Annotated in this window: 17 protein-coding genes and 1 tRNA gene; 11 read left to right on the forward strand and 7 right to left on the reverse strand. The window is 62.1% G+C overall.

Annotated elements, in window-relative coordinates; translation table 11 throughout:
• Positions 1-22: 22 nt before the first annotated feature.
• The 9 genes from tolQ (at position 23) to B0E51_RS03645 (ending at position 6,716) form a co-directional block, all read left to right on the forward strand.
• Positions 23-709 (forward strand): protein TolQ, encoded by a 687-nt coding sequence (gene tolQ / locus B0E51_RS03605; protein ID WP_077443470.1) that lies wholly within the window; start codon positions 23-25, stop codon positions 707-709.
• A gap of 14 nt (positions 710-723) precedes the next feature.
• Entirely contained in the window at positions 724-1,176 is a 453-nt protein-coding gene (gene tolR, locus B0E51_RS03610; protein ID WP_077443471.1) for a protein TolR, read from the forward strand.
• The gene (locus B0E51_RS03615) at positions 1,163-2,098 is read left to right on the forward strand and encodes a cell envelope integrity protein TolA (RefSeq protein WP_077443472.1); all 936 of its coding nucleotides are present in this window, start codon (positions 1,163-1,165) and stop codon (positions 2,096-2,098) included. The genes tolR and B0E51_RS03615 overlap by 14 nt, the downstream gene beginning before the upstream one ends.
• The gene (gene tolB / locus B0E51_RS03620) at positions 2,098-3,423 is read left to right on the forward strand and encodes a Tol-Pal system beta propeller repeat protein TolB (protein WP_174570588.1); all 1,326 of its coding nucleotides are present in this window, start codon (positions 2,098-2,100) and stop codon (positions 3,421-3,423) included. The genes B0E51_RS03615 and tolB overlap by 1 nt, the downstream gene beginning before the upstream one ends.
• A 248-nt stretch (positions 3,424-3,671) precedes the next feature.
• Positions 3,672-4,181, forward strand: coding sequence for a peptidoglycan-associated lipoprotein Pal (gene pal, locus B0E51_RS03625; protein WP_077443473.1), 510 nt, complete (start codon positions 3,672-3,674; stop codon positions 4,179-4,181).
• A 42-nt stretch (positions 4,182-4,223) separates the two neighbouring features.
• Positions 4,224-5,036 (forward strand): tol-pal system protein YbgF, encoded by an 813-nt coding sequence (gene ybgF, locus B0E51_RS03630; RefSeq protein ID WP_077443474.1) that lies wholly within the window; start codon positions 4,224-4,226, stop codon positions 5,034-5,036.
• 31 nt (positions 5,037-5,067) lie between these two features.
• Entirely contained in the window at positions 5,068-5,739 is a 672-nt protein-coding gene (gene queE, locus B0E51_RS03635; protein ID WP_143525788.1) for a 7-carboxy-7-deazaguanine synthase QueE, read from the forward strand.
• A gap of 163 nt (positions 5,740-5,902) precedes the next feature.
• On the forward strand, positions 5,903-6,577 hold the full coding sequence (gene queC / locus B0E51_RS03640) for a 7-cyano-7-deazaguanine synthase QueC (RefSeq protein ID WP_174570594.1): 675 nt from the start codon (positions 5,903-5,905) through the stop codon (positions 6,575-6,577).
• 63 nt (positions 6,578-6,640) lie between these two features.
• Positions 6,641-6,716: transfer RNA gene (locus tag B0E51_RS03645), tRNA-Lys, on the forward strand.
• A 69-nt stretch (positions 6,717-6,785) separates the two neighbouring features.
• Here B0E51_RS03645 and B0E51_RS03650 read toward each other — a convergent pair.
• The 4 genes from B0E51_RS03650 to B0E51_RS03665 all read right to left on the reverse strand — a co-directional run bounded on the left by B0E51_RS03650 (position 6,786) and on the right by B0E51_RS03665 (position 11,875).
• Positions 6,786-8,621, reverse strand: coding sequence for a hybrid sensor histidine kinase/response regulator (locus B0E51_RS03650; RefSeq protein WP_254424395.1), 1,836 nt, complete (start codon positions 8,619-8,621; stop codon positions 6,786-6,788).
• Positions 8,622-8,831: 210 nt separating this feature from the next.
• On the reverse strand, positions 8,832-9,548 hold the full coding sequence (locus B0E51_RS03655; protein ID WP_077443477.1) for a VTT domain-containing protein: 717 nt from the start codon (positions 9,546-9,548) through the stop codon (positions 8,832-8,834).
• Positions 9,545-10,102 (reverse strand): nucleoside deaminase, encoded by a 558-nt coding sequence (locus B0E51_RS03660; RefSeq protein WP_077443478.1) that lies wholly within the window; start codon positions 10,100-10,102, stop codon positions 9,545-9,547. The genes B0E51_RS03655 and B0E51_RS03660 overlap by 4 nt, the downstream gene beginning before the upstream one ends.
• 12 nt (positions 10,103-10,114) lie before the next feature.
• Positions 10,115-11,875, reverse strand: a complete 1,761-nt coding sequence (locus B0E51_RS03665) for a glutamine--tRNA ligase/YqeY domain fusion protein (RefSeq protein WP_077443479.1) — start codon at positions 11,873-11,875, stop codon at positions 10,115-10,117.
• Between the two features lie 136 nt (positions 11,876-12,011).
• Here B0E51_RS03665 and B0E51_RS03670 point away from each other — a divergent pair, with 136 nt between their 5' ends.
• Both B0E51_RS03670 and B0E51_RS03675 read left to right on the forward strand, forming a co-directional pair.
• Entirely contained in the window at positions 12,012-12,290 is a 279-nt protein-coding gene (locus tag B0E51_RS03670; RefSeq protein WP_077443480.1) for a DUF2007 domain-containing protein, read from the forward strand.
• A 52-nt stretch (positions 12,291-12,342) separates the two neighbouring features.
• On the forward strand, positions 12,343-12,861 hold the full coding sequence (locus tag B0E51_RS03675) for an adenine phosphoribosyltransferase (protein WP_077443481.1): 519 nt from the start codon (positions 12,343-12,345) through the stop codon (positions 12,859-12,861).
• A gap of 103 nt (positions 12,862-12,964) precedes the next feature.
• On the opposite strand, the gene B0E51_RS03680 is transcribed toward B0E51_RS03675, so the two are convergent.
• From B0E51_RS03680 to B0E51_RS03695, 3 genes are all read right to left on the reverse strand, one after another.
• Entirely contained in the window at positions 12,965-13,534 is a 570-nt protein-coding gene (locus B0E51_RS03680) for a DUF922 domain-containing protein (protein ID WP_077443482.1), read from the reverse strand.
• Between the two features lie 32 nt (positions 13,535-13,566).
• A complete protein-coding gene (locus B0E51_RS03685; protein WP_077443483.1) occupies positions 13,567-14,151 on the reverse strand; it encodes a hypothetical protein in 585 nt (194 codons plus the stop codon).
• 619 nt (positions 14,152-14,770) lie between these two features.
• Entirely contained in the window at positions 14,771-15,370 is a 600-nt protein-coding gene (locus B0E51_RS03695; protein ID WP_077443660.1) for a hypothetical protein, read from the reverse strand.
• Positions 15,371-15,499 lie beyond the last annotated feature (129 nt).

Here is a 15,499-nt window from a genome sequence, read left to right on the forward strand (position 1 = left end):
ACTGGCGGAGAACCTTCAAGCAATGAACGGTGGACTGAACATTTTCACGCTGATCGCGGATTCGAGCCTGCCGGTGCAACTGGTGCTGGCGGTGTTGCTGGTGGGCTCGTTCATGTCATGGGTGATCATCATCCGCAAGTACTCGCAGACCAAGGCTGCGCTGCAGGATGCCGAGGCGTTCGAAGAGCGCTTTTGGTCCGGCGGCGATCTGGCCCAGCTTTTCCGCGAGGTCAGCAATCGCGGTGCCGACAACGGCGGTATCGAGAACATCTTCGAGTCGGGCTTTCGCGAATTTGCGCGCCAGCGTCAGCGCAAGACGCATGACGTGCGCAGCGTGATGGAGAGTTCCGAACGTGCCATGCAGGTCGCCGGCACCCGCGAAATCGGCCGGCTCGAGCGCAATCTGGAGTTCCTCGCCAATGTCGGTTCGATCAGCCCGTACGTGGGCCTGTTCGGTACCGTGTGGGGCATCATGGGCGCGTTCCAGGGCCTGGGCGAAATGAAGGATGTGACCATCGCGGTGGTTGCCCCGCACATCTCCGAAGCATTGATCGCCACCGCGATGGGTCTGTTCGCGGCGATTCCGGCGCAATGGGCGTACAACCGTTACGCCACCAAGGTTGAACGCATCGCCTCGCGTTATGACGTGTTCCAGGAAGAGTTTTCCTCGGTGCTGCAGCGGCAGATCCAGACCGACGACGCGGCTTGAGCGGGAGCACAGCCATGCGCAAGTCCGGGCGCCAGAAGCGCTACAAACTCAAATCCGAAATCAACGTTGTGCCGTACATCGACGTGATGCTGGTGTTGCTGATCATCTTCATGGTCACCACGCCGATGATGAATTCCAGCGTCGACGTGCAGTTGCCGCAGGCCAATGCCAAGTCGCTGCAACAGAAGAAGGATCCCGTGCTGGTCTCGGTGCTGCAGGATGGTCAGTTGTACCTGACGCTGAGCGGTGCCCGGAAGGAACTCGTCGACGAGGACGCCCTCAAGCTCAAGGTGGGCGCGTTCGTGCGCGAGAACCCCGAAGTCAGCGTGCTGGTGGGTGGCGACGAGCGCGGTGCCTACGGCGGCGTGTTCAAGGTGCTGGCCGATCTGCAGCAGGCCGGCGTCGCCAAGGTGGGCTTGATGGGTCAACCCGAGCAGGGCAAGAGCACGTCCAATGGACGAAAGTAAGGGGACGTCGAAGGCGGTTGTACTTTCCGCCATCCTGCACATCGGCATCGTGGGGTTCCTGTTCCTCGCGATCCTGCCGTGCTCGAGCTACGAGAGCGTCTTTGACGCCCTGCACCTGCCGACCTGGATGAACCCGATCACCTGTTCCAAGCCGCTGGAGCTGCAGGGTCAGGTCATCGAGGCGACCCTGATCGGCACGACCGGCAGTCCGCCGCCGAAGGCCGTGAAGGTCAAGCCGGTGCCCAATACCGTGCCGCCACCGCCGACGGTGCCGCCACCGACGCCACCGGTCGAGGCGCCACAGGTGAAAACCCTGCCACCGCCGCCCGAGCACCCGGACGTCAAGGATCAGGAGCGGGTGGTCGAGGACGCGGCGGAACAGGCCGACGCCAAGCAGCTGCAGGAAGAGAAACAGCGGCAGCGTCAGGCTGAAATCGATGCACAGGCGGCCAAGCAGAAAGAAGAGAAACAGAAACAGATCGATGCGTTGTTCGCCAAGATGGATGCGGCGGCACAGCAGACGAAAAATCTCGACAGCAAGGCGAAACAGGCCAAGCAGCAGATGGAGGATCTGGCGAATGCCAAGGACGACGCTCAGCCAGACCTGCCCAAGGCCGATCAACGCCAGACCGGCAACAACAGCGCAAACAGCAGTCTGGCCGACGAATATGCCGCGGCCATTCAGAATGCGGTCACGCCTAATTGGTTGCGTCCGGATAACATGCCGGGTGTTCCATGCCAAGTTCATATCGTGCAATCACCTGGCGGTGACGTGTTGAGTGCCACGGTTGATTCCAGTTGCCCCTACGATGATGCCGGTCGACGTTCGGTCGAAAATGCAGTGCTGCGAACCCAGACCTTGCCTTACAAAGGTTTTGAAAGCGTGTTCCAGCGCAACCTTACCTTCACCTTCAGGCCGTAATGATCAAGCCCATGCACAAATTCAGCTCAAGTCTCGCTGTCATCCTGCTGGCTGTGGCGGCATTGTTCGCTGGCCCTGTCACAGCCCAGTCACTCAACATCGACATCGTCAAAGGCACCTTGACCGCTACGCCGATCGCGGTCGTGCCGTTCGCCCAGCAGGGTGGTACGCCGCCGTCAACCGACGTTGCCGACGTGATGCGTAACGATTTCAACCGCTCCGGCAAGTTCCGTTCGCTGGCCAAGAGCGACGTGGTGGAATTCCCGGCGCAGGGGTCGGACATCAAGTTCGCTACCTGGCGCTTGCTCAAGCAGGACTACATCGTGGTCGGCCGCATCAAGGATGCCGGTGGCGGCATGTTGCGGGTCGAGTACGAGTTGTGGGACGTAAACAAGCAGCAGAGCCTGCTGGCGCAGGCGTTCACGGCCCCGGCGGGTGATTTGCGCGGCGTGGCCCACCAGATCGCCGATCAGATCTACGAGAAGATCACCGGTGTGCGTGGCGCATTCTGGACCCGCATCGCCTATATCACGGCCGTGGGCCTGGGTGACAACACCACGTATTCGCTGATCGTGGCCGATTCGGATGGCTTCAATCCGCAGGTGGTGGCCCGTTCGAAGGAGTCGCTGTTGTCGCCGGCGTGGTCGCCGGATGGCCGGAAGATTGCCTATGTGTCGTTCGAAGGCGGCAATTCGAACATCTACATCCAGGACATCACCACCGGCTCGCGCCAGCTGGTCTCTTCCCACAAGGGCATCAACGGCGCGCCGGCGTTTTCGCCGGACGGCAGCAAGCTGGCGCTTTCGCTGTCCTATGTCGGCAACCCCGAGATCTTCGTGCTTGATCTGGGCAGTCGTCAGGAGACCCGCCTGACCAACAACCTGGCGATCGATACCGAGCCGGTATGGGCGCCGGATGGCCAGAGCATCTATTTCACCTCCGACCGTTCCGGTCGGCCGCAGATCTACCAGACCACGGTCAGTGGCGGTTCTGCCGATCGAATAACCTTCCAGGGTCAGAACAACCTCAAGCCCTCGGTAAGCTACGACGGCAAGCAGATCGCGATGGTGCAGGGCAACGGGAACGTGTATCGTATTGCCATTCTGGATCGCGGTCTGGGCGGGCAGCTGCGCTTTGTCTCCCCGGGTCCGATCGACGACGCCGTCAGTTTTGCGCCTAATGCAAGCATGCTTCTGTACGCCACTACCGAAGGCACTCGCGGGGTTCTGTATTCAGTATCCAACGACGGGATGGTCCGGCAGCGGCTCGCACTTGCCGATGGCAGTGTGCAGGAGCCAGCTTGGGGCCCTTACCGGCAACGCTGATTCTTCATGTTGCTTCGCATCAAATGTAGCGACATGATGCTCAAGTATTGGGCCCGAACAGCGCCACTGGCGTATTTCGGTTTCCGGTTGTGACGCTTTGCCGCGTCATCGCCAGTCAGGTCGATTGTGCATTGTCACGCACGATCGATCTTTCACGTGTCAAAATAACAGCCGGTTAACCGGCGTCAGCTGTCCCGTAATCCATATCGTCATCGTTAGTCGGAACTCAACCCGTAAGGAACGTCATCATGAATAAGACCGTTCGCGTCGCCCTGGTCGCCCTGCTCTGTGTTGGCGCGGCCGCCTGCTCCAAGAAGCAGGAAGTCAAGCCGCAGGCTCAGGCTCCTGAGTCGATGGCCCAGACCGAAACCAACCAGACCACCGGCAAGTACACCCCGGCCGATCTCGATACCGATGCCTGCCTGCGTCAGCGCGTCGTGTACTTCGATTTCGACAAGACCGAGATCAAGCCGGAATTCCAGCAGATCATGGCGTGCCACGCCAAGTACCTGCAGGATCGCCCGATGTCGCACATCCGTCTCGAAGGCAACACCGACGAGCGCGGCACGCGTGAGTACAACCTGGGCCTCGGCGAGCGTCGTGGCAATGCCGTCTCCAGCGCGCTGCAGGCAGCTGGTGGTTCGGCCAGCCAGCTCGAAGTGATCAGCTACGGCAAAGAGAAGCCGGTGTGCCGCGAGCACAACGAGGATTGCTGGAGCAAGAACCGTCGCGTCGAGATCGTCTACACGGCGCAGTAAGTGATGAAGCGACTGGCTAACAGCTTTGCAGCCAGGATCAGCATGGCGGGCGCAATCGCGTCCGCCATGCTGTTCGCGTTACCGGTATGCGCGCAGGATTCACGGCTGAGTCTCGCCGATCGTGTCGCAGCGCTGGAACAGCAGGCACAGAACAAGGACCAGTCCGGTGTCGGCATGGTCAACCAGGTCCAGCAATTGCAGGCGCAAGTGCAGCAGTTGCAGGGACAGATCGAGGAATTGCAGCATCATCTGCAGGAACTCGAAGACAAGAACAAGGCCCAGTACACCGATCTCGATGCACGGCTGGGACGCATCGAGAGTGGCAGTGCGGGCGCCCCGGCTGCTGCCGCAACAGGTGCCGGCAATCCACCGGCTCCGGCCAACAACCCGGTGCCTGCGGCCGCAAGCGCTGGCGACAATGCGGCGAGTGCCCAATCTGCCGTCGCGGGCAGTGCTGCCGATCCGGCTGCCGCCCAGGCCGCCTACGACGTGGCTTTCAAGGCGATCCGCGCCGGTGACTACGTGCTGGCATCGCGTGAATTCCGCGGCTTCATCAAGCAATACCCGAATCATGCACTGACTCCCAATGCCTGGTTCTGGCTGGGTCAGTCGTACTACGCCACCACCAATTATTCGGTGGCGCTGGAGTCCTTCCAGCAGCTGCTCAACCAGTTTCCGCAAAGTGACAAGGCACCCGAAGCGTTGCTCAAGGTGGGTTACAGCCAGCTTGAGCTGAAGCAGAACGCGGCGGCCAAGGCCACGCTGACGCAAGTGACCACCAAGTATCCCGGCTCCAAGGCTGCCAGCCTGGCCAAGGAACGCCTGCAACGCATCCAGTTGCAGTCGGCCAACTGAGGTCGTTGCAGTGAACGGCAACAGCGCAAGCGTGGACGTTTCCACGCCTGCACCAGCGGCGACCGAGCGGCTGCGCATCACCGAGATCTTCCACTCGATCCAGGGCGAGGCCGATGCGATCGGCTGGCGCACCGTGTTCGTGCGGCTGACCGGTTGCCCGCTGCGCTGCGTCTGGTGCGATACCGAATATTCGTTCTACGGCGGCGACTGGCATGCGATCGACGACATCCTCGCCGAAGTGGCCTCACATGGCGCGAAGCATGTCTGCGTGACTGGCGGCGAGCCGCTGGCACAGAAGCGCTGCCTGATCCTGCTGCAGAAACTGTGCGATGCCGGTTACGAAGTGTCGCTGGAAACTTCCGGCGCGCTCGATGTCTCCGCGGTCGATCCGCGCGTGCACAAGGTGATGGACCTGAAGGCGCCCGATTCCGGCGAGAGCAAGCGCAACCTGTGGTCGAATCTCGAGCATCTGCTGCCGCACGACCAGATCAAGATCGTGATCGCCAGCCGTGCCGACTACGAGTGGGCGCGCGCGATGCTGGACGAGCACGCGCTGGCTAATCGCTGCATGGTGCTGTTTTCACCGGTGCACGGCGCGGTGCAGCCGCGTGAACTGGCCGAATGGATCATTGCCGACAAGCTGTCAGTAAGGTTTCAGTTGCAGCTGCACAAGCTGCTGTGGAATGACGCAGCCGGGCATTGAGGCGAGGAATGAGTGAAGAGGCGTGAGAAGTGAGAGAAAAGCGCGCAGCACGTACTCTTTCTCCACTCACTCCTGTTTTATGCGCGCCGGCCTGTGTTGCCGGTGGCGTTTGCGGCCGGCAACCGGTCACTTTTGTGTGGAATACATCATGTCTCAAAATTCATTGCGCAAGGCCGTCGTGCTGGTTTCCGGCGGCATGGATTCGGCCGTCACCATCGCACTGGCGCGCGAGCAGGGCTATCAGGTGCATGCCTTGAGCGTGGCCTATGGCCAACGCCACAACTCCGAACTGGCTGCGTCCGACCGTGTCTCGCGCATGCTCGGTGCGGTGGAACACAAGACCGTCAGCATCGATCTGCGCAGCATCGGCGGCTCCGCGCTGACCGCCGACATCGACGTGCCGCTGGATACCGCCGAGGGCGGCAGCGACATTCCGGTGACCTACGTGCCGGCACGCAACACCATCATGCTGTCGATTGCACTGGGCTGGGCCGAGGTGCTCGGTTCGAGCGACATCTGGTGCGGCGTCAATGCGGTCGATTATTCGGGTTACCCGGATTGCCGCCCTGCCTTCATCGACGCCTTCGAGACGCTGGCGAATGTCGCCACCAAGGCCGGTGTCGAGGGTGCGGGCATCCGCATCCACGCCCCTCTGATGCGCATGAGCAAGGCCGATATCGCCCGCGAAGGCCAGCGCCTCGGCGTGGATTTCTCGGCCACGGTAAGTTGCTACAAGGCAGACGACGGAGGGCGCGCCTGTGGCCATTGCGATGCCTGCCGTTTGCGTGCGCAGGGTTTCCGCGAGGCAGGCCTGCCCGATCCTACGCATTACGTCTGAACCGGTTCTTGCTTGTGCCGTTGTCGCCCAGCCCGTAAAATTGTCGGCTTGAGTTTTGCAAATGGGTCGTTAGCTCAGTTGGTAGAGCAGTAGACTTTTAATCTATTGGTCCCGGGTTCGAATCCCGGACGACCCACCAAGTTGCGGAGCGCCCCATGGGCGCTCTTTTTTTGTCCATCGCCTGGGTGCGGCTGCAAGGGTTCGATGATCACCCGCGCGCGGACTTCCATGCAGCCACGATGGTTTCGCGCAACTGCTGGGGCGAGGCGGGCTTGTACAACAGCGGGATGCCTGCGGCGATGATCTCGCGCAGCCGGTCGTTGCGGGTTTCGCCCGTGATCAGCAGTCGCGCGAACGGCGCTTCGCCATCGCGCAGGTAGTGCTGGTCGATGGCGGCAAACACATCGAGCGCACGTTCGCCGTGGCGCAGGTGCAGGTCGGATATCACGATATCTGCCGGGGCAGGCCAGTTCTCGATGGCCTCCAGCGCCTGCAGCCGGTCCTCGGCGACAGCTACTTCGCAGCCCCAGCTGTGCAGCAGGAAGCGGATGCCGGAGAGTGTTGCCGGGTCGTCGTCCAACACCAGTACGCGCTTGCCGGAAAGGTCGGCCGAGATGTCGTCGCTGGGCGACGTCAGTTCTTCTCGCGCAGGAGCGCTGTGCAGCTTGAAGTGGAACACGCTGCCGCGCCCGAGCCGGGACTTTGCCCGTACTTCGCTACCGAGCAGCTCAGCCAGACGTTGCACCGTGGCCAGGCCAAGGCCGAGACCACGCGAGGAACTGTCGTCATGGTGGTCATCGATGCGATAGAACTCGTCGAACACGCTCGCAAGGTGCTCGGGGGCAATGCCGCGGCCGGTGTCCCACACCTCGACGCGCACATGATCCGCGCCATCGCGGCGTGCGCCGAGCAGCACGCCACCGAGGTGTGTGTAACGCAAGGCATTGCTGATCAGGTTGCTGAGCATGCGTATCAGCATGGTGCGATCGCTGCGCACCCACAGTCCGGTGTGGCGTGTAGTCAGCTGCAGTCCGCGCTGTTCGGCCACCATGTCGAAATTGCGGCAGGCCTCGATGAAAACCTGATCGAGCGGGAACTCGCTGAGTTCGATCTGGACCGCCCCCGATTCCAGCCGCGACAGGTCAAGCAGCTCACTGAACAGGTGATCGAGCGACTGCACGCATTCCTGGATATGCGCGATGCGGTCCAGTCGCCGCGGATCGGTTTCGTCGACGGCGAGTGCTGCGGAGAACAGGGTCAGCGCGTACAGCGGCTGGCGCAGATCATGCGAGGCCGCGGCGAGAAAGCGTGCCCTGGCCACGCTGGCCGCTTCCAGCGCGGCGTTCTTGTGCGCCAGTTCCAGGGTGGCCTGTTCGATCTGCTGTTCCATGCCGCGCTGTATGTCGAACAGCGCAGCCGACGCATGATTGAAGCCCTGCTGCAGTTCGCCGATTTCAGTGCGATCGGTCACGGCTACCACGACCTTGCGGTTGCCGGCACCGAGTTGCTGCACGGCATCGGCCAGGTGGCGCAGCGGTGCGCTGATCCAGCGCGCGGCTAGCCAACCGATCACCCCGGCGACCACCAGGCTCAGCAACAGTACGAGCAGGGCGTGGCGCAGGCTTGCATGCTGGGCGGCGATGGCCTCGTGCAGGCTCACGCCTACCAGCACCGAGCCGAGTAGGGTCTGCTGCCCGGACGGGACGCGATCGATCACATCGCGCATCACGGTAAGGATTTCCTGCGGATGGTGGCTGTCTTCAGGTGCGCGATGGTCGGCAAGAATCTGCCCGGCGGCTGTGCGGATCTGCACCCGCGTCACATGAGGCAGTTCGCCGACCGAGTCGGCGATGTGCAGCAGTTCGCGCAATTGCTGGTTGCGCAATGGCTGCACGCAGATCGAGGCGGTCTGGGTGGCGATGCTGTCCGCATTGCTCTGTGCCATGCGGTGCAGGTTGACCAGCTGATGCCGGGTCAGCAGGGTCACCAGCAGGGCGGCGGTAATCAGCGTGGGCAGCATGGCGACCAGGGCCAGGCGCTGCATCAGCGACGTCCGCTGCCATAGCCGTGCGGGCCAGGAGTTCGTCGCCATCTTCATTTGCCGGATGCCTCCCCCTGGATCGACTCGCATGCGAGCGCGTCTAGCTGCTTCAGCGTTTAGTCACCTGATGCCGGTGTGGCGCAGGTGCGCATCACACTAGCGCGAAACGGCCAGGTTGGCAGCTGTCATATGGACAGTGTCGTCCGGAGGGGCTCAGTCGACGTGGTGATTGATCCGGCGATACCGCCGGGTCAGCCGTTCGATCAGCAGTGGCAGCAACGCGAGCAGGGCGATCGCCCCCAGCGGCAGCAGCACTTCGCGGTGCATGAACAGGCCCAGGCTGAACGTGTCGCTCCGGCCCATGACGTTGCCGAGGCCGGCGCCGATCGAGGTTTCGAAGAGCAGGGTGATCGTGCCGCCGAGCCAACTGGCACCGATGAACAGCCAGAGCGGGCAGCGCAACCAGGCCAGCGCAACCGTGACCGCGCCGAACGGCACGACCGGCACGAAGCGCAGGAACAGGGTGTAGCTCACCGGATGCCGTTCGAAGCCGTGGTGCAGCTTCGCCACGATGGCCGGAGGATGCCGGCTGCCGGCACCAAACGCGTAGCGGCTGGCCAGGTACAGGATCAGCGAGCCCAGTGTCAGCCCGACCGATGAGCACAGCGTGCCGTCGATCACGCCAAACGCAAAACCGCCTGCAAGAATCACCACGATGGTGCCGGGCAGTCCGGTGGACATGGTCAGGGTCAGCAGGCCGACGAAGGCCAGTCGGCTCACCCACGGATGCTCGGCGATATGCGCGTGCAGTTCGTTCTGGTGCGCCACCAATTGCTGCGGAGTCAACTGGTCCAGCCAGCCGGAACTGAACAGCACGATGCCGGCGAGCACCAGCAGGATGAGTGGCAGCGCGGCGCGCCAGCGGCTCAATACGATGTGCCGCCGGCGCCGTAGGCGGCCAGCACGTTGCGCGCCTGATCGCGCAGGATGTCGCGACGGACCGCGATGTTTCGGCGCTGCAGTTCGCCGATCCAGTCGGCCGGCAACGGGCCTTCGTCGAACTCGGTGAGTTCCTCCACATCTTCCGCGCGCGCGCCGATCAGCAGTTCGTCGATGCCGGCCCAGATCGTGGCGCCATAGCACTGGCAGCACGGCTGCGCGCTGGTGGCCAGAATGTAGCGGCCACCCTGCTCGTTGAGTCGGAACGCAGCGAGCCGCTGCTGCGCGGTCATGTACGCCATCATTTCCGCATGGGCCACCGAACAGGTCTGCGGTACCACGCGATTCACGCCGACCGAGATCAATCGGCCCGTTTCGTTGAAGACTGCCGCGCCAAACGGGCCGCCATGGCTGCGTTCGACATTGTGTTTCGACAACTCGATCGCCAGGCCGACCTTGTCCTCGTCGGTGCGATAGGCCCGGCTCTCGTCGGCCACGTCACCGATCCAGGGCGGCAGGGTCAGATGGATTTGCTGAGGCAGCATGATGCTCTCCGCTTACTGGCCGGCCGGTTTTGCCCACACGTCGCGCAGGGTCACGGTGCGATTGAACACGGGTGCCGTGGCGCGATGATCGACGCGGTCGGCCACGAAGTAACCCAGCCGCTCGAACTGGAAGCGCTGTTCCGGTTCGACGTTGGCGGCCGCCGGTTCCAGCCACGCCTGCACCACGCGCTTGGCGTCCGGGTTGACGTGTTCGAGCCAGCTCTTGCCGTCTTCCTCGTTCTCCGGCGCCGCTACGTTGAACTGGCGGTCGTACAGGCGTACCTCGGCGGCTACCGCGTGCTGCGCGCTGACCCAGTGGATCGTGCCCTTCACCTTGCGATCCGCGCCGGGCAGGCCGTGGCGCGTTTCCGGATCGAGCGTGCCATGCAGCTCGGTCACATTGCCGGCGGCATCCTTGATGACCTGCTCGCACTTCACGATGCCGACGCCGCGCAGGCGCACTTCGCCATCGGGTTTCAGGCGATGGAAACCCTTCGGCGGCACCTCGGCGAAATCCTCGCGCTCGATCCACACTTCGCGCGAGAACGGTACTTCGCGCGTGCCGAAGCTTTCATCCTTCGGATGATTGGCGAAGACCAGCGTTTCCTCGTGGCCTTCCGGCAGATTGGTCAGCACCAGCTTCAGTGGATCGAGCACCGCCATGCGGCGCGCCGCAGTGGCGTCCAGATCCTCGCGGATGCAGCCTTCCAGCACCGCATAGTCGATCACGCTGTTCTGCTTGCTCACCCCGACGCGCTCGATCAGCAGGCGCAGACCGGCCGGGGTGAAGCCGCGCCGGCGCAGGCCACGCAGCGTGTTCATGCGCGGATCGTCCCAGCCGTCGACAAAGCCTTCGCTGACCAGCTGCGCCAGCTTGCGCTTGCTGGTGATGCAGTAGCTGAGGTTGAGGCGCGAGAACTCGATCTGCCGCGGCTTGGCCGGCTTCGCCTCCAGACCCGCGGCGACCACCGACTGCCACAGTTCCGGATGATTCGGCAGATCGACTTTGTCGACGAACCAGTCGTACAGCGGGCGGTGATCCTCGAACTCCAGCGTGCACAGCGAATGGGTAATGCCTTCCATCGCATCCGACAGGCAGTGCGCGTAGTCGTACATCGGGTAGATCGGCCACGCATCGCCGGTGTTCTGATGGGTGACCTTGCGGATGCGGTAGATCGCCGGATCGCGCATATTGATGTTGCCGGCGCTCATGTCGATCTTCGCGCGCAGCGTCTTGCTGCCGTCGGCGAACTCGCCCGCGCGCATGCGGCGGAACAGGTCGAGGTTCTCCTCCACGCTGCGCTCGCGGTACGGCGAGTGGCGGCCGGGCGCGGTGAGCGTGCCGCGGTACTCGCGCATCTCCTCGGCGTTGAGGTCGTCGACATAGGCGACGCCATTCTCGATCAGCTTGAGCGCCGAGCGGTAGAACACCTCGAAATAATCCGAGGCGTGGCGGAGCGAATGCCACTCGAAGCCGAGCCAGCGCACGTCGTCCTTGATGCCCTCGACGAACTCCGGGTCTTCCTTGCCCGGATTGGTGTCGTCCAGGCGCAGGTTGCACCAGCCCTTGAATTCACCCGCGATGCCGAAGCTCAGGCAGATCGCCTTGGCGTGGCCGATGTGCAGGTAACCGTTCGGTTCCGGCGGAAAGCGCGTATGCACCACATGGTGCTTGCCCGTGGCGAGGTCGTCGCGCACGATCTGCCGGATGAAATCCTGGGGAACGGCCGCAGTCGGTGAGGCGGGAGCGGCGGCGGGATTTTCAGTCGACATCAGGCAAAGCTCGCGTGCGGTGGCGGAAACACCCAAGTTTACCCTGTCGAGGCTACCGGGCGCAGATTGCCCCGGAGGCGAGGCGGCACAAGGCGTCGCTTGCCTCGCGCCCATGCCGGGGCGTAGCGTGCAGGCCATGCACACCGTCTATCGCGCCGAAAACCTGTTCGATGCCCATCTGGTCAAGGATGCGCTGGAGGCCGGTGGCATACCGGCCTTCATTGCCGGCGAATACCTCACCGGCGCGGTGGGCCAGCTGCCCGCGATGAACTACATCGAAGTGCGGGTACCCGAATCGAGCCTGGCGCTCGCCAGCGGCATCGTGGCCGAGGTCGAGGCGCAGTTGAGCGAGGCGCGGCTCGCGATCGACGAGATCGGCGATCTGCCCGACGGTCCGCTGCTCATGCCCTGCTGAACAGGGTCAGCCATCGCGATTCTTCGATCGCATCATCCTCCAGGAAAGCTCTATGCAAGACCTCGCTGCACTGATTCGCGCTGTGCCCGATTTCCCCACGCCAGGCGTGATGTTCCGCGATGTCACCCCGCTGCTCGCCGATGCCGGCGGCTTCGCCCGCTGCATCGACGCGCTGGCCGAGCCATGGCAGGGCAGCGGTGTGCAGGCGGTGTGCGGCATCGAGGCACGCGGCTTCATCTTCGGCGCTGCACTGGCGCAGAAGCTGCACGCCGGTTTCGTACCGCTGCGCAAACCCGGCAAGTTGCCGCCGCCGGTAGTGACGGTGGACTATCAGCTGGAATACGGCAACGATCGATTGGAAGCACAACGCGATGCGTTGAAGCCTGGCGAGCGAGTGTTGCTCGTTGACGATGTACTTGCCACGGGCGGCACGCTGGCGGCGGCCCGTGCGCTGGTCGAGCAGCTTGGCGGCGAGCTGGTGGGGGCCGGTGTGGTCATCGAATTGCTTGCGCTGCGCGGGCGGGATCGTTGGTCAGGGGGCCAACAGCTGCATAGCCTGTTGCGTTACTAAGGCTTGGCTTGAACAGCGTGACGACTCCTGGAGAGTTAATTCAGGGTGTCCAAATCGTGAGAACTGACGCGTCGGCTCGAACAAGTAATGAGCTGCTTGCTGTTCAAGGAAATCTTGCGCCCTGAGTCTGTCCATGATTGGTGTCATGATCGTACATGGCATCCATGGCCATATACTTTTCTAGTATCGAACTGGCTTGATCATTAAATTTCTTGGCGATAGTTGAGCAATTGTCAGATACATGAAATGACTGGCCAAGATCTTCTATCTCCTTCGCAGCCCCAACTCCATGTGCATAGTGGCCATCCTCATGAAGGCGTAGTGCGGCCATGTAGTTTTGCCATTTCCTGATCAAGCTATTCGTGGCGCTGTCGCCGTCAACCCAGCGAGGCAGGGTCGTCGTCCCCTCGACAGACGTACTTATTTCAGTGAATTTGCAGCCTGCTTCCGTAGGTGCATAGCGATATGTCCAAGTTACATGCCATTTAGTAAGCCCATCAAATCTCTTGCCGTCTTTATCGGGCGGACCTTTTGTATCAAGCTCGTGGCGCAAGCTATTCGCACTATTGCCGACGATGTCGTAGTAAACGAGCAGAACGTCGTTCGCATACGCGACAGACAATTGGGTACCCATAATGACGGCCGCGAATACTTGCCGAAAGCGAAGACTCATGTGCTCCCCCGAGTGACAGCCAACGCAGAAACTCAGCGGCGGCCCATCAGGGCTGTCCGCTGCAGTGACTTGTCAGGGCGCATCCGCCGGAAGTAGTGCGAGATACATACGACCGAGAAACTGCCCTCGATGGCAGACCCAACCGCTGCACTAGCTGCCGGCTGCACAGACATCACGAATGTGATGACACCCGCAGTGGCGAGCAACAAGCCAAGAACCCAATAGTGCCTCATGCCATAGGCTGTTGCGAAAACTAGGTAGCGCCCGCCGAGGGTGAGCAGCATTGCAGGGAAAAACCACGTTTGCTGGTGCCAGCTGAGAACCAATGCGATGACGATCGCGAAAATGAGCCAGAAAGTGCTTGCGCCGGCCAGCACTCCAAGCGGATTGCCTTTGACATGTGTGCCCCGGGCACCAAGCAACTTACAGAACAGGATCGAAGCCGGGAAAATGAATAAGCCGCCGATGAGAAGAGCCCACACCGCTGCATGTGTGGACACGGACGCAGCTATGCCTGCTGCACATGCCCAGGCGATTGCAGAGGCCAGAATACCCGGGCCGCCACTGCAGTAGCCTTGCCGCATATCGTCTTGCGCCTCGGTAAACGACATTTCCATGTGCCTGGGTTCTCCTCAGTCTGTGATTGCGTCCTAACGCTGGAGTTAAGCGGCGGCGTAGCCGTCCGCCTTGAACGAAATGTTAGGCCGCACTGCGCTGCCTCACCCGCGGACAACTAGCGAAGGTGCGTGCCCATTACTTAGCAAGAAGTCTATTGACTCTTGAGGCCACTGTGCGTGTCTAAACCAACTAGCGAGATCCTCTTTGCTGGCAAAGACAGGGCTTACAGGAGTGCCCTCACTGACGTTTTCGTAGACTTGATACGCTGTGCGCAGCGCCGAATCCATGTAGTAAAGCGGCTCCAAGTGACCTCCCGCGATGAACTCGCAATCGGCATCCACAGGATGCTTGAACTCGGGTGAGACCCTGACAATTACTTTGCCCATGTCGCTCCTCCGTGATGCTGGGTGTGCGGCCTAACGCTAAGTAGGCTCCGCATCCGGGGTGTTGCATGGAGTATGTCGTCTTCATTGCTTCCTGCTCAAGTGGCGATTCCCTTGTCAGGGAAGGCTTTGTGCGGCGTCGAGAGTGCCGTATAGATGGCAGTGCTGCCTTGTTATCCGACATTTTTTGCGGGTGTAACGAGTTACGCCTGTGAATCCGTGGGTGTAACGGAATTCAGGGTGTGACGACGCCGAGGCTCTCCACATAAACCAGCTCACACGCACCCGCGCCGGTATCGTCGCGGGTCATCGAGGTGTTCCAGTGCCAGCCACCGGGGCGGGTGGCGTCGACGAGGAAGCCTTCGATGTGCACGACTTCACCCGGACGCACTTCCCTGAGGTCGTGCAGCACGCCGGCGTCGGCGGGGATCATGTGCATGTTGGCGCTGTGCGTCTCGATCTCGCGGCGCGGGATCGGGAATTGCTTTACGTGCCAGTAGTAGAAGCGGTCGGACTGGCTGATGTCGATGCTCGCCAGCACCGCGCTGTCGGACATGCGGCCCCAGCCGAGCGCGAGGTCTTCGGGGATCAGCTTGGCGTCGGCGCCCCAGGAGTAATCGGCGCGCGACAGCACCCGAGCCGTAAGGATGAAACGGGCGCGAGTGGTAAGGGTCACGTCACCGTGTTGCAGCTTCGCACCATCCTCGATGTTGTCCTGCTCGGGTTCATCCGGTGCAATCACGCCGGGTGGTTGATGCAGCGGACGATGCTGCCACCACGACGTTCCGCCCCACAGCACCAGCAACAGGGCGACGCCGATCCATAGTTTGCGCATGCTCATCCGAAATCTGCGATTGGCCCCACGTTGTTCGAAACCAGCCTGGTGATGATGGCTGGCGGTGCTCTGTTCGGCTCGATCGGTCGGTTACAGGGCATGGCTACCAATTGGCCATGAACATACCAG

This window comes from Rhodanobacter sp. C05 (assembly GCF_002001165.1).
In the GTDB taxonomy this organism is placed as follows: Bacteria; Pseudomonadota; Gammaproteobacteria; order Xanthomonadales; family Rhodanobacteraceae; genus Rhodanobacter.